At 69.1% G+C, this 18780-nt stretch carries 16 protein-coding genes; 10 read left to right on the top strand and 6 right to left on the bottom strand.

All coding sequences use genetic code 11. From position 1 onward, the window contains the following. Positions 1–3: 3 nt before the first annotated feature. On the bottom strand, positions 4–2208 hold the full coding sequence (locus tag DM480_RS08390) for a molybdopterin cofactor-binding domain-containing protein (protein WP_115378426.1): 2205 nt from the start codon (positions 2206–2208) through the stop codon (positions 4–6). A 303-nt stretch (positions 2209–2511) separates the two neighbouring features. Between DM480_RS08390 and DM480_RS08385 the strand changes: the two genes are divergently transcribed. Next, the gene (locus DM480_RS08385; RefSeq protein ID WP_115378425.1) at positions 2512–2703 is read left to right on the top strand and encodes a hypothetical protein; all 192 of its coding nucleotides are present in this window, start codon (positions 2512–2514) and stop codon (positions 2701–2703) included. Between the two features lie 15 nt (positions 2704–2718). On the opposite strand, the gene DM480_RS08380 is transcribed toward DM480_RS08385, so the two are convergent. Further along, the gene (locus DM480_RS08380; RefSeq protein WP_115378424.1) at positions 2719–4422 is read right to left on the bottom strand and encodes a class I adenylate-forming enzyme family protein; all 1704 of its coding nucleotides are present in this window, start codon (positions 4420–4422) and stop codon (positions 2719–2721) included. Positions 4423–4488: 66 nt separating this feature from the next. On the opposite strand from DM480_RS08380, the gene lgt reads away from it, so the two are divergent. From lgt to DM480_RS08350, 6 genes are all read left to right on the top strand, one after another. Then, positions 4489–5382, top strand: a complete 894-nt coding sequence (gene lgt / locus DM480_RS08375) for a prolipoprotein diacylglyceryl transferase (protein ID WP_115381027.1) — start codon at positions 4489–4491, stop codon at positions 5380–5382. 166 nt (positions 5383–5548) lie between these two features. Further along, the gene (locus tag DM480_RS08370) at positions 5549–6619 is read left to right on the top strand and encodes a class I SAM-dependent methyltransferase (RefSeq protein WP_405053252.1); all 1071 of its coding nucleotides are present in this window, start codon (positions 5549–5551) and stop codon (positions 6617–6619) included. Continuing rightward, positions 6616–7125 (top strand): GNAT family N-acetyltransferase, encoded by a 510-nt coding sequence (locus DM480_RS08365; RefSeq protein ID WP_115378423.1) that lies wholly within the window; start codon positions 6616–6618, stop codon positions 7123–7125. The genes DM480_RS08370 and DM480_RS08365 overlap by 4 nt, the downstream gene beginning before the upstream one ends. Next, positions 7122–7898, top strand: coding sequence for a peptidoglycan editing factor PgeF (pgeF, locus tag DM480_RS08360; protein ID WP_232833918.1), 777 nt, complete (start codon positions 7122–7124; stop codon positions 7896–7898). Before DM480_RS08365 ends, pgeF begins: the two co-directional genes overlap by 4 nt. Positions 7899–7974: 76 nt before the next feature. After that, positions 7975–9318: a cystathionine gamma-synthase family protein gene (locus tag DM480_RS08355; protein ID WP_115381021.1), complete on the top strand. Its 1344-nt coding sequence runs from the start codon at positions 7975–7977 to the stop codon at positions 9316–9318. Between the two features lie 9 nt (positions 9319–9327). Beyond that, the gene (locus DM480_RS08350; protein ID WP_115378422.1) at positions 9328–9846 is read left to right on the top strand and encodes a phosphoribosyltransferase; all 519 of its coding nucleotides are present in this window, start codon (positions 9328–9330) and stop codon (positions 9844–9846) included. 33 nt (positions 9847–9879) lie between these two features. On the opposite strand, the gene murA is transcribed toward DM480_RS08350, so the two are convergent. Next, positions 9880–11178 carry a UDP-N-acetylglucosamine 1-carboxyvinyltransferase gene (gene murA, locus DM480_RS08345; protein WP_115378421.1) on the bottom strand — a complete coding sequence of 433 codons (1299 nt, stop codon included), beginning with the start codon at positions 11176–11178 and terminating at the stop codon, positions 9880–9882. A gap of 193 nt (positions 11179–11371) precedes the next feature. Here murA and DM480_RS08340 point away from each other — a divergent pair, with 193 nt between their 5' ends. Continuing rightward, positions 11372–12040, top strand: coding sequence for a Crp/Fnr family transcriptional regulator (locus DM480_RS08340; RefSeq protein WP_232833917.1), 669 nt, complete (start codon positions 11372–11374; stop codon positions 12038–12040). A 72-nt stretch (positions 12041–12112) separates the two neighbouring features. On the opposite strand, the gene clpS is transcribed toward DM480_RS08340, so the two are convergent. The 3 genes from clpS to DM480_RS08325 form a co-directional block, all read right to left on the bottom strand. Beyond that, positions 12113–12442, bottom strand: a complete 330-nt coding sequence (clpS, locus tag DM480_RS08335) for an ATP-dependent Clp protease adapter ClpS (protein WP_115378420.1) — start codon at positions 12440–12442, stop codon at positions 12113–12115. Between the two features lie 140 nt (positions 12443–12582). After that, the gene (locus DM480_RS08330; protein ID WP_232833916.1) at positions 12583–13038 is read right to left on the bottom strand and encodes a phasin family protein; all 456 of its coding nucleotides are present in this window, start codon (positions 13036–13038) and stop codon (positions 12583–12585) included. Between the two features lie 322 nt (positions 13039–13360). After that, positions 13361–15097 carry a PHA/PHB synthase family protein gene (locus tag DM480_RS08325; protein ID WP_115378418.1) on the bottom strand — a complete coding sequence of 579 codons (1737 nt, stop codon included), beginning with the start codon at positions 15095–15097 and terminating at the stop codon, positions 13361–13363. 164 nt (positions 15098–15261) lie between these two features. Between DM480_RS08325 and DM480_RS08320 the strand changes: the two genes are divergently transcribed. Next, complete coding sequence (locus DM480_RS08320) at positions 15262–17076, top strand: DUF885 domain-containing protein (RefSeq protein WP_405053253.1); 1815 nt, start codon at positions 15262–15264, stop codon at positions 17074–17076. A gap of 294 nt (positions 17077–17370) precedes the next feature. Further along, positions 17371–18579: an LL-diaminopimelate aminotransferase gene (locus tag DM480_RS08315; protein WP_115378417.1), complete on the top strand. Its 1209-nt coding sequence runs from the start codon at positions 17371–17373 to the stop codon at positions 18577–18579. Positions 18580–18780: the final 201 nt, after the last annotated feature.

The following is an 18780-nucleotide window of genomic DNA, read 5'->3' as shown; positions in this document are numbered from 1 at the left end:
GCGTCACGCCCGAAGGGGCAGATGGCGCCATCGCCGTCCCGTCGCCGCGAACAGCGCATTGGCGACCGCGGGGCCGACCGGCGGTACCGCGAGTTCGGCAACGCCGCCCGGCTCCTCGTCCGAGCGGATCAGCTCGATGTTGATGTCGGGCGAATCGACCAGCCGCGGCAGGCCGAGGTCGCCGATTCGCCGAGCCGTCGCGCGCCCCGCCGCGATGCCCGTCGTCGCACCGGTCGCCTGTGCCAGGCCGTGGATCAGGCCGCCCTCGATCGCCTGCAGCACCAGGTCGGCGTTGATCGTCCGCCCGCAATCGACCGCCGCGACCAGCCTGCCGACGCGCACGCGCCCGTCCTCCAGCGCGGCCTCCGCCAGTACCGCGACGAAGCTGCCGCGAAACGCGTGGCAGGCGATCCCCTGCCCGCTGCCCGGCACGCCGCCGCCCCAGCCGCCGAGCGATGCGACCGTCGACAGGCATCGCGCCAGCCGCGTATCGCCGCCGAGCATGCCGATCCGGTAGGAGACGGGCTCGCTGTTCGCCGCGCGTGCCAGTTCGTCGACGAAGCTTTCGGTGAAGAAACACGTCGCCCCATGCGCGCCGCCGCGGACATGGCCTGTCGGCACGCCGATGTCGGCAGGGTGGTGATCGATCGCAACCGCGGGGATGCGATAGGGCGGCAGCGCGCCCGCCACCGCATAGCGATCCGCCTCGCCCAGCCCGCTCGCCGCCGCGACAAAGGCGGCGGGCAGCAGCTGCGCCGCGAGTGCGCGCCCCGTGGCCGGCGCGGCGATCGCCGCCTGCCACGCCGCCACCCCGCCATTGCCCGCCAGCCGCGCCGACAGACGCGCGCGCGCCGGCGGGCGGTAGCGGTCGTGCGCGATGTCCTCGGCCCGCGACCAGACGAGGCAGACGGGCCGCTTCAGCCGCACCGCGAGGATCGCCGCCTGTTCCGCGACCAAAGGATCGAGCGTCGCCGACGACACGCCGCCGCCCATCACCGGGTGGACGACGACCTCGCCCTCGCCGATGCCCGCCGCCCGCGCCGCGGCGGCGCGCACCACCGCGGGCGCGCCGGTCGGCAGCCACAATTCGAGCCGCCCGTCGCGATAGGCCGCGGTCGCGCTCGGCGTCTCGAGCGCCGCATGGAGGCCGATGTCGACCGCATAGTCCGCCGCGATCACACCGTTGCCGTCTAGCAGCTGGCCGATCTCGCCGACCGCGGCCAGCCGATGTCCCTTCGCCTTGAGCGCGTCCGCCAGCGTCGCTGCGATGCGCGCATCGTCCACCGCCGGCGCCGGCGTGGCGAAGCGCGGCGCCATCGCCTGCAGCGCGCGCTCCGCCGCCCACCAGGTCGTCGCCACCGCCGCGACCCAGCGCGGGTTTTCGACGACGGTCAGCACGCCGCGGGTCCGATCGGCCACGGCGGGATCGACCGCGACCAGCCGGCTGTCGCCGGTCGGCCCTTGCCGGATCGCGGCATGGACCATGTCGGGCAAACGGATGTCGCCTGCAAAGGTGGCGGAGCCGTCGACCTTTGCGGGCGCATCGAGCCGCGGCACCGCGCGTCCGGCGAGCTTGCCGGCGCCCTGCATTCCGATGGGCAGCGGATCGGGCGGGGTCAGCCGCGCCGCCTCCGCCGCGAGCGCCGCAAAGCGCAGCCGCTTGTCGCCGTGGACGACGAAGCCGCCCGCGACGCCGCACGCATCCCACGCGACGCCCCAGCGCTTCGCCGCCGCCATGCACAGCAAGGCGCGCGCCGCCGCACCCGCCTGGCGGCAGCCGTCCTCGAACATGCGGATCGACGAGGAGCCCGCGGTCAGCATCAGCGTCGCGCGCGCGGCGAGCGTCCGGCGCAGCGCCTCCGGCACGCGGTCATACTGCCCCTCGAACAGCGAATCGAGCGCGACGGGATTGGCGTAGAGCGGGTTGAGCGGCGCGGGCTCGACGCCGACGGTGCGCCAGTCCGCGCCGAGCTCGTCCGCGACGACCTGCGCCAGCGCGGTCCAGATGCCCTGGCCGTGTTCGAGCTGCGGCACCGCGACGGTGACATGGCCATCCTCGCCGACCTTCAGCCACGCGCCGAACGCATGCTCGCCCGGCGCGGCGGCAAGGTTCGGGCGATAGCGACGCGGCCACAGCGCCCAAGCGACGACGAGCCCGACCCCCGCTCCGCCGCCTGCGATCACCCCGCGCCTGCTGATCCGTGCCATGCGCGCGGCTCTATCGGCGCGCGCGGGGCGTGGGAAGGTGCTGCGCTGACAAGGTTTTTCCGCGAGTCTTGACAAAATTGACACCTGAACGCGCAATGTTGTTACGTGCTCGCCACATTTTCGAAGCCTCGCCTCTGTCGGCGGGCGACGAGCCTACGATCTCAACGGTTCAAACAGCAGGGACAGCAAATCTTCGCTAAATGCCTAGCACAAACTACGTCTTGTAGGACAGCGTCATATTCAGGGATCGGATGGTCGCAGCCCCTGATTGCCCTCGAAAATATGCCACGATAGGATCATGGCATGTGGACATTCGCACTGTGGACCATCGCCGCACTGATCGCGGGCGTCTATTGTATCGTCAAGGCCGCCGCAGACTTGCGCGCGCGACGGTACGGCTGGGGCGTCGTCGGCCTGCTCAGTGGCATCGTCTTCCTGACGACGCCGGTCCAGACCCACGCGGTGAAGATCGATCTACCCGCGGCGAGGCCATGAGGCCGCAAGCCCCCCTCACCCCGCCGCGGCGAGCGCGCGGTAGGTGGTGCGCAGGGCGACCTTGTCGATCTTTTCCGTGCCCAGCCGCGGTAGCGGGACGGCGGAGAGCCACAGGCGGGCGGGTATTTTGAAGGCGGCGATGTGGTCGGCGAGGAAGGCCTTGAGCGCCGCCTCGTCGATGTCCGCATCCTCGCCCTCGCGCAGGTGGACGACCGCACCGGGCACTTCGCCATAGCGTTCGTCGGCGAGGCCGAAGACGGCGGCCTCGGCCACGGCCGGATGCGTGTAGAGCGCGGCCTCGACCTCCTGGCAGGAGATGTTCTCGCCGCCGCGGATGACGATGTCTTTCGCGCGATCGACGATGAACAGATAGCCGTCCTCGTCCAGATAGCCGATGTCGCCGGTGCGGAAGAAACCGTCGGGCGTGATGCACGCCGCGGTCGCCGCCGGGTTGTTCCAATAGCCGCGAAAGTTGCAGATCGAGCGGATCGCGATCTCGCCGCGCTCCCCCTGCGGCAGCGACGCGCCGTCGTCGTCGAGGACCGCGATCTCGACCAGCGGCGCCGATGCGCGTCCGGTGCTGGCGGGCTTGGCGAGATAGTTGCTGCGCCAATTGCCCGCGCCGACCGCGTTGGTTTCGGTAAGGCCGTAGCCGATCAGCGGCGCGCCGCCGCCCATTTCCGCCTGAATGCGGCGGACGTGCTCTTCGGGCCGGGGCGCGCCGCCGGCGGCGAAATCGGTGACCGTGCTGAGGTCGAATTGCGCGCGATCGGGATGGTTGAGCATTTCGAAGCTCATCAGCGGCACACCGACGAAATAGGTGACCTGTTCCGCCGCGATCAGGCGCATCGCCTCGCGCGCGTCCCATTTGGGCATCAGCACCAGCTTGCGTCCCATCGCGAAGCTTTGCAGCAGCACCGCGACCTCCGCCGTCACGTGAAACAGCGGCAGCGTCAGCAGCGTCGCGGGCTGCAGCGTCGGCGGATTGCCGTCGGCGGTCGCGATGCCGAGCATCATGATCGCCTGCGACAGGAAGCTGAAGGTCCCTTGCACCACCGCGCGATGATCGGACACCGCGCCCTTCGACTTGCCGGTCGAGCCGGAGGTGAACAGGATCGTCGCGTCATCCTCCGCGCCGACCGCGGGCAGCGCCGCATCGGCGTCGTCGCGCGCGATGACGGGCGCAAGCGCATCGGCGATCGGCAGGCGATCCTCGATCGTGACCACCGGCGGCTTGGTCCCGGGCGCGGCGACCAGCCGCTCGGCGCGCGGCGGATCGGCGAAGATCAGCGCGCATTCGACATCGCCGATGGCCGCGGCCAGCTCCTCTGCCTGCCACCAGCCGTTGAGCAATGTCGCGACGCCGCCCGCCATCAGGATGCCCATGTAGAGCACGATCCACGACGGCGAATTGCGCATCGCAATGCCGACGCGGTCCCCCCTGGCGATGCCATAGCCCGCGACCAGCGCGCGCGCGACGCGGGTCGCGGCGGCATGCGTCTCCGCGAAGGTCAGTCGCTCCGCGCCCGCGACGAGAAAGGGCTTTTCGGCATGCTCGGCGCAATAATGCGCGAAATACTGGGGCAGCGCGGGCGGCGCCGCGGCGATGACGGGCAGGGTGCGGCCGAATTTTTCGACGCCGGCGAGCGCGAGCATCGCGCCCGGCGCGGTCAGTGCCGCCATCGTCGCATCCATGCGCTGGTCGAGTTCGGTCCGCATACACCTCTCCGCTTGGTCTTGGCCTTTTGCGCCACTATGCAGGCGGCTCATCCCTGGGGGAAGCCCGTGATCCTGCCTATCCTCGCCGCCGCCGCGCCCGCGGCCGGCCATATCCGCTTCGACGACCTGGGGCTGCACCCCGACGTCTTCTCGATCGGCTTCTTCACGCTGCGCTGGTACAGCCTGGCGTATATCACCGGCATCCTCGTCGGCTGGTGGTATCTGCTGAAGCTGCTCGCGCAGCCGGGCGCGCCAATGGCGCGGCGGCATGCCGACGACCTCGTCTTCTATGCGACGCTGGGCATCATCCTGGGCGGCCGCATCGGCTACGTCCTGTTCTACGCGCCCGAGATGATCCTGCATCCGATCCGCATCCTCCGGCTGTGGGACGGGGGGATGAGCTTCCACGGCGGCGCGGCGGGCACGTCGATCGGCCTCATCCTGTTCGCACGAAAGCACAAGCTCAACTGGCTGCGCGTGCACGATTATATCGCCTGCTGCGTCCCCTTTGGCCTGTTCTTCGGCCGGCTCGCCAATTTCGTGAACGGCGAATTGTGGGGCAAGCCCGCGACCGTGCCCTGGGCGATCGTGTTCAACCGCACGCTTCCCTATGGCATCCCCGAGCCCGCGCGCCATCCCAGCCAGCTGTACGAAGCGGGGCTGGAGGGTGTGCTGCTGTTCGCGGTGCTGTGGTTCGCCTTCTGGCGGACGAAGGCGCGGTACCAGCCGGGGCGGCTGGTCGGGCTGTTCGTGCTCGGTTACGGCATCGCGCGCTTCATCGTCGAATTCTTCCGCGAGCCGGACGCGCAGTTTCGCGGCACCTTCATCGAGGCGACGGGGCTGCACATGGGCCAGTGGCTGTGCGTGCCGATGATCGCGGGCGGGCTCTACCTGTTTCTGACCGCGCCGAAGCGGCGCGTGCGCGTCGAGCCGACGCTGGGGACGGAGAGCGTGGCGTAGGGATCCGCCCCTCTCCTCCGTCATCCCGGCGTTCGCCGGGATGACGGTGTTGGGGTGCGAGGACGATGTGGTGTGGTGTGGTGTGGTGTGGAGCAACTTGGCATGGTGTGGGGACGCTGCGGGATAGGCCTTGCGCCTTGCTTCTGCCGCCTGCATTTCCGCCGGCGTGACGGACGCCCCTGCCCAGCCTTTCCCCGACGACGGCCCCCTTCCCGATCGGCTCGCGCGCGCGATCACGCTCGCCGGGCCGATGCCGGTGTCGCAGTTCATGGCGGCCGCCAACGCGCATTATTATGCGACGCGCGATCCGCTGGGCGCGGGCGGCGATTTCGTCACCGCACCCGAGATCAGTCAGATGTTCGGCGAGCTGATCGGCCTGTGGTGCGCGGACCTGTGGGACCGCGCGGGACGGCCGGCGACCGCGTGGGTGGAGCTGGGCCCGGGGCGCGGCACGCTCGCCGCCGATGCGCGCCGCGCGATGGCGCGGGCGGGGTTTTCGCCCGCGGTGCATCTGGTCGAAACCAGCCCGGTGCTGCGCGCGGCGCAGGCTCGCCACCTGGCCGATGCGACGTGGCATGACGGCGTCGACACGCTGCCGGGCGACGTCGCGCTGATCGTCGTCGCCAACGAATTCTTCGATGCGTTGCCGATCCGCCAGCTGATCCGCCGCGCCGATGCGTGGCACGAACGGCTCGTCGCGTGCCAGGACACGATGTTTCTGCCGATCGCCGGCAAGCCGATCCCTGCCGAGGTGCTGCCCGAGGCGATGCGCGATGCGCCCGCGGGGTCGATCCTCGAAACCTCGCCGGCGAGCGTCGCGGTGGTCCGCGCGCTGGCGGGGCGGATCGCGCATCAGGGCGGCGCGCTGCTCGCGATCGATTACGGTTACGAAGGTCCGGCGCTCGGCGACACGCTGCAGGCGGTGCGCGGCCATGGCTTCGCCAATCCGTTCGAGACGCCGGGGGAGGTCGACCTGTCCGCGCATGTCGATTTCGCGACGCTCGCCGCCGCGGGGCAGAGCGCGGGCGCGACCGCCTGGGGCCCGATCAGCCAGCGCGACCTACTCGGCCAGCTCGGCATCGACGCGCGCACCAGCGCGCTGGCGCAGCGTGCGCCGGATCGCGCCGCGCAATTGCTCGCCGATCGCAACCGGTTGATGGAGGATATGGGCGCGCTGTTCCGCGCGCTTGCGCTGACCGGTGGCGGCTGGCCCGTGCCCGCGGGCTATGGCGAATGACGGCGACGCTGCGCCCCGCGACGCGCGACGACGCCCCCGCGATCGCCGCGCTGATGCGCGACAGCTTCACCGCGACCTTCGGCCACCTCTATGCGCCGGCCGATCTCGCCGCGTTTCTCGATGGCCTGACGCTGGCGCGCTGGCAGGCGGAGATCGCCGATCCCGCCTTCGCCTTCCTGCTCGCGGAAGCGGAGGGGCGGCTGCTCGGCTTCGCCAAGCTCGGGCCGCACTCGCTGCCCGTCACGCCGACAGGGCCGATGATCGAGCTGCGCCAGCTCTACCTCGCCGATGCGGCGCAGGGCACGGGGCTGGCGCAACGGATGATGGACTGGGCGATCGCCACCGCGCGCGAGCGGGGGGCTGCCGAAGTGTTCCTGTCGGTCTATGTCGACAACGATCGCGCGCGCCGCTTCTACGAACGCTACGGCTTCGTGCGGGTCGGGCGGTACGATTTCATGGTCGGCAACCACCGCGACGAGGATGATCTGATGAGGCTGGCGCTGTGAGCCCCGACGCACCAATCGACGCGGCGCGGGTGCGCGGCTTCGGCGAGGTGCCGCACGGCTTCCTCGGCCGGCGCGGCGGCGTGTCGACCGGGCTGGTCGCGGGGCTCAACGTCGGGCTCGGGTCCGCCGACGATCCCGCTGCCGTGGCGGAAAACCGCCGCCGCGCCGCCTATGCGGTGCTGCCGGGTGCGCCCCTGGTCACCGCCTATCAGGTTCATTCCGCCGATGTCGTGACGGTGACGCAGCCATGGCCCGACGAGGCGCGGCCGCGTGCCGACGCGCTCGTCACCGACCGGCCGGGCATATTGCTCGGCATCCTCACCGCCGATTGCGCGCCGGTGCTGTTCCTCGACCCGCAGGCGGGCGTGGTCGGCGCGGCGCATGCCGGTTGGAAAGGCGCGCTCGCCGGCGTCACGGACGCGACGCTGGATGCCATGGAGGCGCTGGGCGCGGCGCGCGGGCGCATCGTCGCGGCGATCGGCCCGTGCATCGCGCGCGCCAGTTATGAGGTAGACGAAGCATTTTTCGCGCGCTTCGCCGCGGTGGATCCTGCCGATGCGCGCTTCTTCGCCGACGGGCGCGACGGACATCACCAGTTCGACCTCGAGGCCTATGTCGCGCACCGCCTCGCCGCCGCCGGCGTCGGCCGCGTCACCGCGCTCGGCCGCGACACCTATGCCGATGCCGAGGGCTATTACAGCTTCCGCCGCGCGACGCATCGGGGCGAGCCCGATTACGGGCGGCAGATCAGCCTGATCGGATTGCCGCGATAGCGCCTCTGCATACGGCAAGCTGGTATCGCCGGTTACGATCCGGCGCTATTGCGGCCTGCATATTCAGGAGATGACGATGCCCGACCGCGACACGCAACCGCGCGAAACCCCCCTCGGCGGAACCGAAGCCGAGCTGACCGGCGTGCCCGCCCCCGACGCGGCGCCCAGCACGCCCAAGACGATTGCCGGCCGCAAGCTCAAGCCCTCGACGCTGATGATGGGCCACGGCTTCGACCCCGCTTTGTCCGAAGGATCGCTCAAACCCCCGATCTTCCTCACCTCCACCTTCGTCTTCCCCAATGCGGCCGCAGGCAAGCGCCATTTCGAGGGCGTGACGGGCAAGCGGCCGGGCGGGGCGGAGGGCCTCGTCTATTCGCGCTTCAACGGGCCGAACCAGGAAATCCTCGAGGATCGCCTGTCGGTGTGGGAAGAGGCGGAGGACGCGCTCGCCTTTTCCAGCGGCATGTCGGCGATCGCGACCCTGTTCCTGTCGATGGTCAAGCCCGGTGACACGATCGTCCATTCGGGGCCCCTCTATGCGGCTACCGAGACGCTGATCGCGCGCATTCTCGGCCGGTTCGGCGTCCACTGGCTCGATTTCCCAGCGGGCGCGACGCGCGCCGAGATCGACGCGGTGCTGAGCAAGGCGGCGAGCGGCAACGTCGCGCTCATCTACCTCGAAAGCCCCGCCAACCCGACCAACGCCTTGGTCGACGTCGAGGCGGTGCGCGCCAGCCGCGATGCGATCTTCGCCAATGCCGCCGTGAAACCGCCGATCGCGATCGACAACACGTTCCTGGGGCCGCTCTGGTCGAAGCCGCTACAACATGGCGCGGACATCGTCGTCTATTCGCTGACCAAATATGCCGGCGGCCATTCCGATCTCGTCGCCGGCGGCGTGCTGGGGACGAAGGAGCACATCAACACGATCCGCGCGATGCGCAACACGATCGGCACGATCTGCGATCCCAACACCGCGTGGATGCTGCTGCGCAGCCTCGAGACGCTGGAACTGCGCATGAGCCGCGCGGGCGAGAATGCCGCCAAGGTGTGCGCCTTCCTGCGCCAGCATCCCAAGGTGGAGAGCATGGGCTATCTCGGCTTCATCGAGGATGCGCGCCAGAAGGACATCTACGAGAGGCATTGCACCGGCGCGGGATCGACCTTCTCATTGCTGGTCAAGGGCGGCGAGGCGGAAGCGTTCCGCTTCCTCGACGCGCTGAAGATCGCCAAGCTCGCGGTCAGCCTCGGCGGCACCGAGACGTTGGCGTCGCATCCGGCGGCGATGACGCATCTGTCGGTGCCCGAAGCGCGCAAGCAGGCGCTGGGCATCACCGACAACCTGGTGCGCATCTCGATCGGGGTCGAGGATGCAGACGACCTGATCGCCGATTTCGACCAGGCGCTGGCGGCGATCTAAGGAGCCCGCATGCCTGTGTTCACCGTCATCCCGCACGATGATTTCGTCGCCGACGTCCGCACGCTGGCCGCGGCGGTCGCGGGCGATGCGGAATGGCGGCCGGACCATATCGTCGGCATCGGCCGGGGCGGGCTGGTGCCGGCGGTCTACCTCAGCCACGCGATCGGGGTGCCGACGGTGTCGTGCGATCAGTCGAGCGGGATCGACGGGCTGGTCGATACGGTGCTCGTCCGCGTCGCGGGGTGGGCGGCGGCGGGCCGGCGGCTGTTGTTCGTTGACGACATCAACGATTCCGGCCGCACGATCGCCGGGCTGCGCGCGACGCTGGCCGAGGCGGGCGCGCCCGCGGCAAACGTGCGTTTCGCGACGCTGATCGACAATGCGGTGTCGACGGTGCGCGTCGACTATCGCGCGCGCACGATCGACCGGCGCGTCACCAAGGACTGGTTCGTCTTCCCCTGGGAAGCGGTCGCATCCGAGGACGCGATCGCGCACGATGCGGCCGAGGTGCCGGACCGCATCGCCTGACCCGCCTTCCCGTCACGACGGGAAGGCTCGGGATCAGCCGTCGCTGACGCGTTCGATATCGGCGCCGACCGCCGACAACTTTTCCTCCAGCCGCTCATACCCGCGATCGAGGTGATAGACGCGGGCCACCGCCGTCTCGCCCTCCGCGACGAGGCCGGCGAGGATCAGGCTCATCGACGCGCGCAGGTCGGTCGCCATCACCGGCGCGCCGACGAGCGCGCTTCTGCCCTTCACCACCGCGGTGCGGCCGTGGACCTGGATGTCCGCGCCCATCCGCGCGAGTTCGGGCACGTGCATGTAGCGGTTCTCGAAGATCGTCTCGGTCAAGACGCTGGCGCCGTCCGCCTGCGTCAGCATCGCCATGAACTGCGCCTGCATGTCGGTCGCGAAGCCCGGGAAGGGCGCGGTCGACAGCGTCACCGGGCCGAGCGGCGCGTCGGCCGCGACCTTCACCCCGTCGCGCGTCTCGGTGACGGCGACGCCCGCCTCACGCAGCGCGTCGATCGTCGCCCGCATATCCGCGGCGCGCGCGCCGACCAGTTCCAGTTCGCCGCCGGTGATCGCCGCGGCGCAGGCATAGCTGCCCGCCTCGATCCGGTCGGGCATCACCGCATAGGTCGCGCCGTGCAGGCGATCGACGCCCTCGATCTCCAGCGTCTCGGTGCCGATGCCCTCGATCCGCGCGCCCATGGCGACCAGCAGGTTGCACAGGTCGACGATCTCGGGCTCGCGCGCGGCATTTTCGATGACGCTGGGCCCCTGCGCCGTTGCCGCCGCCATCAGCACGTTCTCGGTCGCGCCGACCGAGACGACGGGGAAGCGATAGCGCCCCCCGGACAGCCGCCCGCGCGTTCCGTTGATCCTGGGCGCCCGCGCCGTGACGTAGCCCGCCGCCATCTCCAGCTCGGCACCGATCGCCTCCAGCGCCTTCAGGTGGAGGTCGATCGGGCGGTTGCCGATCGCGCAGCCGCCGGGCAGCGACACGCGCGCCTCGCCCGCGCGCGCCAGCACGGGCCCCAGTACCAGGATCGACGCGCGCATCTTGCGCACGATGTCGTAGGGCGCCTCGGTCGAGGTCAGCTGCCCCGCCCGGATCGTCATCACCCGGCCGAAATCCTCCGGCCGGGTGCCCTGGATCGCGGTCGACGCGCCAAGCTGGTTGAGCAGATGACCGAAGCCGTCGACGTCGGCGAGCCGCGGCAGGTTGCGCAGTGTCACCGGCTCGTCGGTCAGCAGCGCACACGGCATCAGCGTCAGGGCGGCGTTCTTCGCGCCGGAAATGGGCAGGCGGCCGGACAGGCGATGGCCGCCGCGGATCAGGATACGGTCCATCGCCCAGCGTCTAGGAGCATATCCCGGGATCGGCAATGGTCCGCCATAACCACGTCTTGATCGATTTTAATGCAGCAAGCCTGCCGCTTTGCTTTGTGCCGCGCACAGCATTTTCGGGGGTTTCAACCGCGTGGCCAATTGCCTCGCCGCTCGTATCGGCGAACTCATCGACCTGTCGGCAACGGAAACGGCGGTGCTGGATTCCCTTGAGCAACGCGAGCGGCATTTGCGCCGCGGGGCGGTGCTGGTGCGCGAGAACGACCGGCTGACCGAGCTGTTCGTCATCAAGCGCGGCACGATGATGAGTTATGTCATCCTGCCCGACGGCAGCCGCCAGATCCTGCGCTTCCTGTTCCCTGGCGACATGGTGGCGATGTCGGGGCTGATCTATCGCGGCGCGACCGAAACCGCGATGGCGCTGACCGAATGCGCGGTCGCGCCGGTCGAGCGCAGCCTGCTCGCAGCGTTGATCGCGGACCATCCGCGGCTGGCCGCGATGTTCCTGGCGCTCGACCAGATGGAGCGGGTCGCGCTGACCGACCGGCTGGCGGGGCTTGGCCGCACATCAGCGAAGGCGCGCGTCGCCGCGCTGCTGATCGAGATCCGCAACCGCCTTCATGCCGGCCGTGCGCGCGACGAGGCGACGTTCGTGCTCGGGCTGACGCAGGAGGAGGTGGGCGATGCCACCGGGCTGACCGCGGTGCACGTCAACCGCATGCTGCGACAGCTGGAGGACGAGGGGCTGATCGCGCGCGAGGGCGGGCGCTTCACCTTCCTCGACGAAGCCGGCCTGATGCGCGCGGCGAACCACGTCGAGCGCGGCGCGGGTATCGATCTGGCGTGGTTGCCCGCGGGACGGTGACGCACGCGGGCTCAGTGCGAATCTGGGACTAGGCCGGGGGCAAGCTGAGCGGCTCGGCGAGCGTTCGCCTGCTCACGCCTTTTCGAGCGTGCATTGCAGCGGATGCTGGTTCTGGCGCGCGAAGTCGATGACCTGCCCGACCTTCGTTTCCGCCACCTCGTAGGAAAAGACGCCGCAGACGCCGACGCCCTTCTGGTGGACGTGCAGCATCACGCGAGTCGCTTCTTCCATGTTCATGCGAAAGAAGCGTTGCAGGCACAGCACGACGAACTCCATCGGCGTGTAATCGTCGTTGAGCATCAGCACGCGGTACGGCGTCGGCTGCTTCGTTCGCGTACGCGTCTTGGTGGCGAGGCCGGTGCCGGTCCCGTCATCCTGCCCATCGTCGCGGCGGTCGGCCATGTGGATCGGTGCGATTGTCATGGTGAGACGCCGAAATATGGCATGCGAGGGCGTGGGGGCAAGGCCCTCGCCTCGCAAAAAGGGCGGCCGCATCGCTGCGGCCGCCCCGTTCGTCCCATTATCGGGGATCAGTGCATAGGTTACGCGCTGACCTTCATCTTCTCGGCGGCGAGCGCGACGCGGTTCGAGATCGGCTGGGCGACCTCGCCCGCCAGCTTCAGCATGGTCTCGGCGCGAGCCGAGCTCTCCGCGACCAGCGCGTCGAACGCGTTACGCGCGTAATCGGCCTGCAGCTTCAGCAGCTCGGTCGGCGACTTGACGCTGGCCATCTGCTTGGCGGTGGCGGTCGCTTCCTCGAACGCCTTCTTGGCATAGGCGACGCCGTCGTGGCTCAGCGCTTCCAGGCCGCGTGCCGCGATGCGCGACGATTCGACCAGCGCCTCGACATTGCCGCGGCCGAAGTCCGCGGCGTCTTCCATCAACTTCCGGCCCTTTTCCAACGCGCCCTTCGCACGGTCGCCGGCCTCGTTCACGAAGGTCTGCGCCTTGGCGGTGGCGTTCTCGGCGGCGGTCTTTGCGGTATCGATCGTGTCCATGGTCACTTCCTTTGCTGCGGGGGCCGGCGGCGCGACGGGCGCCGCGGCGGGGGGTTGCGGCGCGGGGCTCGGGGCCGCGCGCGGTGCCGGCTTGGAACCGGTCGGTTCGGATTTCACGGGAACGGCGGTCTTCGCATGCGCGACAGGAGCCGCGGCCGGTGCGACCGGCGGCTTCGTCGCCTTGCGGACCGGCTTGGTCGGCTGGGCCATCGTCCTGCTCCAACGTTTTTGCTGCAATGCACAATAAGCCGTTTAACGCTACGTTTCAAGGCTTTTTGTGCGCCGCACCATCATCGTCGGGATGTGACCGTTCCCATGAATGTCACCGCGTACGGACGTACGCGCCCGGCGCCTCCGCCAGCGCGGGCAGCGCCCCCTCGCCCGGGATCCGCGCGCCGGTCGCCGCGACGGTTTCGCCATCGCGTTCCCGCAACCATGCCGCCCAGTCAGGCCACCAGCTGCCGCGCGTTTCGCGGGCGCCTGCGACGAAAGCCTCCAGCGATTCGGCGGGCGCGTCGTTGGTCCAATATTGATACTTGCCCGCCGCCGGCGGGTTGACGACGCCGGCGATATGACCCGACCCCGCAAGCACGAACCGCAAAGGGCCGGTGAACAGCCGCGTGATCTTCCACACGCTTTCGGGCGGCGCGATATGATCCTCGCGCCCCGCCTGGACATAGGCGGGCGTCGCCACCTTCGTCAGGTCGAGCGGCACCCCCGCGATCGACAGCGCACCCGGCTTCACCAGCAGATTGTCGCGGTAGAGATCGGTCAGATACGACAGATGCCATTTCGCCGGCAGGTTGGTGACGTCGCCGTTCCAGTGCAGCAGGTCGAAGGGCATGTGATCCTTGCCCAGCAGATAGTTGCTGGTGACGTAGCTCCAGATCAGGTCGCGCCCGCGCAGCAGGTTGAACGTCGCCGCGAGATAGCGCCCGTCGAGGAACCCCTGCGGCGACAGCGCGCCGATCAGCGCAAGCTGCTCGTCATCGACGAAGTGCGTCAGGTCGCCCGCCGCGGCGAAATCGACCTGCGCGGTCAGGAAGGTCGCCGATGCGACCTTGTCCGCCGCCCCGCACGCCGACAGCAGCGCGAGCGTCGCGGCCAGCGTCGTCCCCGCGACGCAATAGCCGACCGTATGCACCGCGGGCACGGACAGCAGGCCGCGCACGGTATCGATCGCGTCGATCTGCGCCCCGACGTAATCGTCCCAGATCACGTCCTTCATCGATGCGTCCGCTGATTTCCACGACACCATGAACACGGTGATGCCCTGGTCCACTGCCCAGCGGATGAAGCTTTTTTCCGGCGTCAGGTCGAGGATGTAAAAACGGTTGATCCACGGCGGGAAGATGACCAGCGGCGTCGCCAGCACGCTCTCGGTGGTCGGCGCATATTGGATCAGTTCGTAGAGCGGCGTGCGCTTGACCACCTTGCCCGGCGTCGTCGCCAGGTCCCGCCCGACCTCGAACGCTTCGGCCGGGCTGTGCGTCATCTGGCCGCGCCCCAGATCGGCGAGCATGTGCTGCAATCCGTCGAGCAGGTTCTGCCCCTTGGTTTCGATCGTCTTTTGCACGACTTCCGGATTGGTGGCGGGAAAGTTCGACGGGCTCATCGCATCGACGAAACCCTTCGCCGCAAAGCGCAGCTGCTCCTTCTGCTTCTCCTCCAGCCCGTCCAGCCGGTCGACGCCGCGCAGCATGTGGTCGGCGATCAGATTGTAGCTGCGCCGGACCCAGTCGAAATAGGGATCCTCGCGCCACGCCGGGTCCTTGAAGCGCTTGTCGCGGGCATCGCCCTCCGACGCGGGCGGTGCGGGCGGTGCGGGCGGCGCGGCGGCGGGGTCGAGGAAGCGTTGCCAAAGGATCAGGCTGTCGTGCCAGAAATCGCGCACCTGCGCCGCGGCGGGCGTGTCGGCGACGTCGGGCAAGCGCGCAGCGTCGAACCAGTCGAGCCCCTGCTCCATCATCATCTGCTGCGCACGGCCCATCACCCAGGTCCAGTGCTGCAGCTCGGCGAGATCGGGCGTCTTCGAAAACGTCGGCTCTGCGTCGGCCATGGCTACCTCTCCGCCCGCAGACATAGCGGGTTCGGGGGGGACGGGGAACCGCCATCGCCAATCCTTCCCTGCTTTTGCGGGGAAGCGGGGAGGAATTTTCAGGACTTGCCCCCGCCTTGCGAACCGGCCTAGCTCGCCGACACTTCAGCGGGAGAGCGGACATGATGCGGATCGACAGGCGCGGCTACATGGCGATGATGGCGGGTGCCGCGGCGACGGCGCTGGTGCCTGCGCCGGTATGGGCCGAGGCGACGGCCGGCCCCGACGATGCCGCGCTGCTCGCCTTTCTCGACGCGGCCTTCGATGCGCAGACCGCGCTCAGCCCGGAAACGCAGACGAGCCTCGGCCTCAAGACCAACTACGACAGGCTCGACGATTACACCGATGCCGCCGCGCGGCGCAGCCTGGCGCTCGAACAGAGCCAGCTTGCCGAGATGAAGCGCCGCTTCCGCCCCGAACGGCTGGGGCCGCAGGGGCGGCTGAGCTATCGCCTGTTCGAGGAGCAGGTCGCCACAGATGCCCGGCAGGCGCGCTATCGCGACTATGCGTTTCCCGTGTCGACCAACGGCAGCCCGGCGGGCGACATCCCCGTCTTCCTCATCAACCAGCATCGCGTCGAGAGCGTCGCGGACGCCAAGGCCTATGTCGCCCGGCTGCGGGACAGCCGCCGCGTGATGCAGGAGGTCGCCGACCGGATCCGCGCGCAGGCCGCCAAGGGCATCGTTCCGCCCAAGATGGTGTTCGCCCCCGCGCGCGGCGATGCGCGCAAGGTCATCACCGGCGCACCGTTCGACAGCGGCGCCGACAGCACGTTGCTCGCCGACTTCAAGGCGAAAGTTGGCAAGCTTTCCGCCCCGGCCGCGACCAAGGCGCAGCTGATCGCCGACGCGACCGCCGCGCTGACGGGGCCGTTCCGCCAGGGCTTCGACATCCTGTTCGCCGCGCTCGACGCGATCGAGCCGCAGGCGAAGGGCAATGACGGCGCATGGAGCCTGCCCGGCGGCGACGCTTATTATCAGGCGCGCCTCGCTTATTACACGACGACGGACCTGACCGCGGAGCAGATCCACCAGCTCGGCCTTGCGCAGGTCGCGGCGATCCATGCCGAGATGAAGGGCGTGATGACGCGCATCGGCTATACCGGCACGTTGCAGCAGCTGTTCACGGACCTGCGCACCGACCCCAAGTTCAAATATCCCAATACCGACGCGGGCCGGCAGCAATATCTGGCGGACGCGCGCGCCGCGATCGCGCAGACGATGGCCGCCGCGCCGCGCTTCTTCCGCCGGCTGCCCAAAGCGGCGCTGGAGGTGCGCAGCGTCGAGCCGTGGCGGCAGGAGACGGCGTCGGTCGCCTTCTACAACCCGCCCGCCCCGGACGGGTCGCGGCCGGGCATCTTCTACGTCAACCTCGCCGACATGACCCAGGTGCAGAAGCCGCAGGTGGAGGGCATCGCCCACCACGAGGGCGCGCCCGGCCACCATTTCCAGATCGCGCGCGCGCAGGAACTGGGGACTTTGCCCAAGTTCCGCCGCTTCGGCTATTACGGCGCCTATACCGAAGGCTGGGGCCTCTATTCGGAGCGGCTGGCTAAAGAGATGGGGGCCTATACCGATCCCTATGCCGAACTCGGCATGCTGTCGCTGCAGGTGTGGCGCGCCTGCCGCCTCGTCCTCGACACGGGGATGCACGCCAAGCGCTGGAGCCGCGACAAGGCGATCGCCTATTTTACGGAGAACGCTCCGCTGTCGCAGCGCGACGTCACGAAGGAGGTCGACCGCTACATTAACAATCCCGGGCAGGCGACGAGCTACATGGTCGGCCAGTTGCGTATCGCGGGCCTGCGGCGCAAGGCGGAGAGCGCCTTGGGGGCGAAATTCCAGCTGCCCGATTTCCACGAGGTGGTGCTGGCGAACGGCGCCCTGCCGCTCGGCGTGCTCGAGGAGCAGGTCGATGCCTGGGTGGCGGGGGTGCGGTAGGCGACGGATCGGCTGACGCCGCATACGCCGATCCAACCCCGTAATCCGTTCGTCCTGAGCTTGTCGAAGGACAAGCCCCAGGCGTCGCGTTCGCCGCACGTGCTTCGACAAGCTCAGCACGAACGGTAGTGGTGGGCTCGTGGAAACGGCGCAGGGGCGGTCCACACTCACACCCCCACCCGCAACATCTTTGCGTCTTCGCGGCTTTGCGCGAACGTTTCCCATCGCCCGAGGGTGGCCACCCGTGCGCGCCGGGGGTAAAGCGAAAGGCACCTGCAAACCACACGGTGCCCCATGTCCGACGACTTCTACCGCATCAAACGCCTGCCGCCCTATATCATCGCCGAGGTCAATGCGATGCGGGCGGCGGCGCGCAGCGGTGGCGAGGATATCATCGACCTTGGCATGGGCAATCCCGACCTGCCGCCACCGCCGCACGTCATCGAAAAGCTGGTCGAGGTCGCGCAGAAGCCGTCCGCGCACGGCTATTCGCAGTCGAAGGGCATCCCCGGCCTGCGCCGCGCCCAGGCCAATTACTACGGCCGTCGCTTCGGCGTCGACGTCGACCCGGAGACGGAGGTCGTCGTGACGATGGGGTCGAAGGAGGGGCTGGCCAGCCTCGCCACCGCGATCACCGCGCCGGGCGACGTCATCCTCGCGCCCAATCCGTCTTATCCGATCCACACCTTCGGTTTCATCATCGCCGGCGCAACGATCCGCGCGGTGCCGACGACGCCGGACGAGCATTATTTCGAGAGCCTGCAGCGTGCGATGGAATTCACCATTCCGCGCCCCAGCATGCTCGTCGTCAACTATCCGTCCAATCCGACCGCGGAGACGGTCGACCTCGCCTTTTACGAACGGCTCGTCGCCTGGGCGAAGGAGAACCAGGTCTGGATCATCTCCGACCTCGCCTATTCGGAGCTTTATTACGACGGGAAGCCGACCGTCTCGATCCTGCAGGTGCCAGGCGCGAAGGACGTCGCGATCGAATTCACCAGCCTGTCGAAGACCTATTCGATGGCGGGCTGGCGGATCGGCTTCGCGGTCGGCAACCGAAAACTGATCGCGGCGATGACGCGGGTGAAATCGTATCTCGACTATGGCGCCTTCACGCCCATCCAGGCGGCGGCCTGCGCCGCGCTCAACGGCCCGCAGGACATCGTCGAGGCGAACCGCCAGCTGTATCACAAGCGCCGCGACGTGCTGGTCGAAAGCTTCGGCCGCGCCGGTTGGGACATTCCCGCGCCGCGCGCGTCGATGTTCGCCTGGGCGCCGCTGCCGCCCGCGCTCCGGCACCTAGGCAGCCTTGAGTTCTCCAAACAATTGCTGACGTGCGCGCATGTCGCGGTTGCGCCAGGTGTTGGGTACGGCGAAAACGGGGAAGGCTTTGTGCGCATCGCATTGGTGGAAAACGAACAGCGGCTGCGCCAGGCGGCGCGCAACGTGAAACGCTACCTCACCAGCATGGGCGTCAATACGCCGAGCCGGAACGCGGGTTGAGGGGTTCGCTCCGCGCTGCGTCGGAACCGGCACGGGTCGCGCGCCCCCATCGCTCGCCCCGGCGGAGGCCAGGATCCAGGTGGGGGACGCTCACGGCCGATGACGACGCACCGTTGCCGCCGCCTTTCCCGCTGGCCCCCGGCGTCCGCCGGGGAAGCGCAACGCTGTGTGGGGTCGCAGCGTCCGTCGTCGCAAGAGCAC

This window comes from Sphingomonas sp. FARSPH (genome assembly GCF_003355005.1).
Lineage (GTDB): Bacteria > Pseudomonadota > Alphaproteobacteria > Sphingomonadales > Sphingomonadaceae > Sphingomonas.
Note: the sequence above shows the minus strand (reverse complement) of the source record. Positions and strands in the feature narration are given on the sequence as shown.

Excerpts from the sequence above, each read along its gene's own strand:
- DM480_RS08390 (WP_115378426.1), bottom strand. The coding sequence starts at position 2,208 with ATGGCACGGATCAGCAGGCGCGGGGTGATCGCAGGCGGCGGAGCGGGG.
- DM480_RS08385 (WP_115378425.1), top strand. The coding sequence starts at position 2,512 with ATGTGGACATTCGCACTGTGGACCATCGCCGCACTGATCGCGGGCGTC.
- DM480_RS08380 (WP_115378424.1), bottom strand. The coding sequence starts at position 4,422 with ATGCGGACCGAACTCGACCAGCGCATGGATGCGACGATGGCGGCACTG.
- DM480_RS08365 (WP_115378423.1), top strand. The coding sequence starts at position 6,616 with ATGACGGCGACGCTGCGCCCCGCGACGCGCGACGACGCCCCCGCGATC.
- DM480_RS08355 (WP_115381021.1), top strand. The coding sequence starts at position 7,975 with ATGCCCGACCGCGACACGCAACCGCGCGAAACCCCCCTCGGCGGAACC.
- DM480_RS08350 (WP_115378422.1), top strand. The coding sequence starts at position 9,328 with ATGCCTGTGTTCACCGTCATCCCGCACGATGATTTCGTCGCCGACGTC.
- murA (WP_115378421.1), bottom strand. The coding sequence starts at position 11,178 with ATGGACCGTATCCTGATCCGCGGCGGCCATCGCCTGTCCGGCCGCCTG.
- clpS (WP_115378420.1), bottom strand. The coding sequence starts at position 12,442 with ATGGCCGACCGCCGCGACGATGGGCAGGATGACGGGACCGGCACCGGC.
- DM480_RS08330 (WP_232833916.1), bottom strand. The coding sequence starts at position 13,038 with ATGGACACGATCGATACCGCAAAGACCGCCGCCGAGAACGCCACCGCC.
- DM480_RS08325 (WP_115378418.1), bottom strand. The coding sequence starts at position 15,097 with ATGGCCGACGCAGAGCCGACGTTTTCGAAGACGCCCGATCTCGCCGAG.
- DM480_RS08320 (WP_405053253.1), top strand. The coding sequence starts at position 15,262 with ATGCGGATCGACAGGCGCGGCTACATGGCGATGATGGCGGGTGCCGCG.
- DM480_RS08315 (WP_115378417.1), top strand. The coding sequence starts at position 17,371 with ATGTCCGACGACTTCTACCGCATCAAACGCCTGCCGCCCTATATCATC.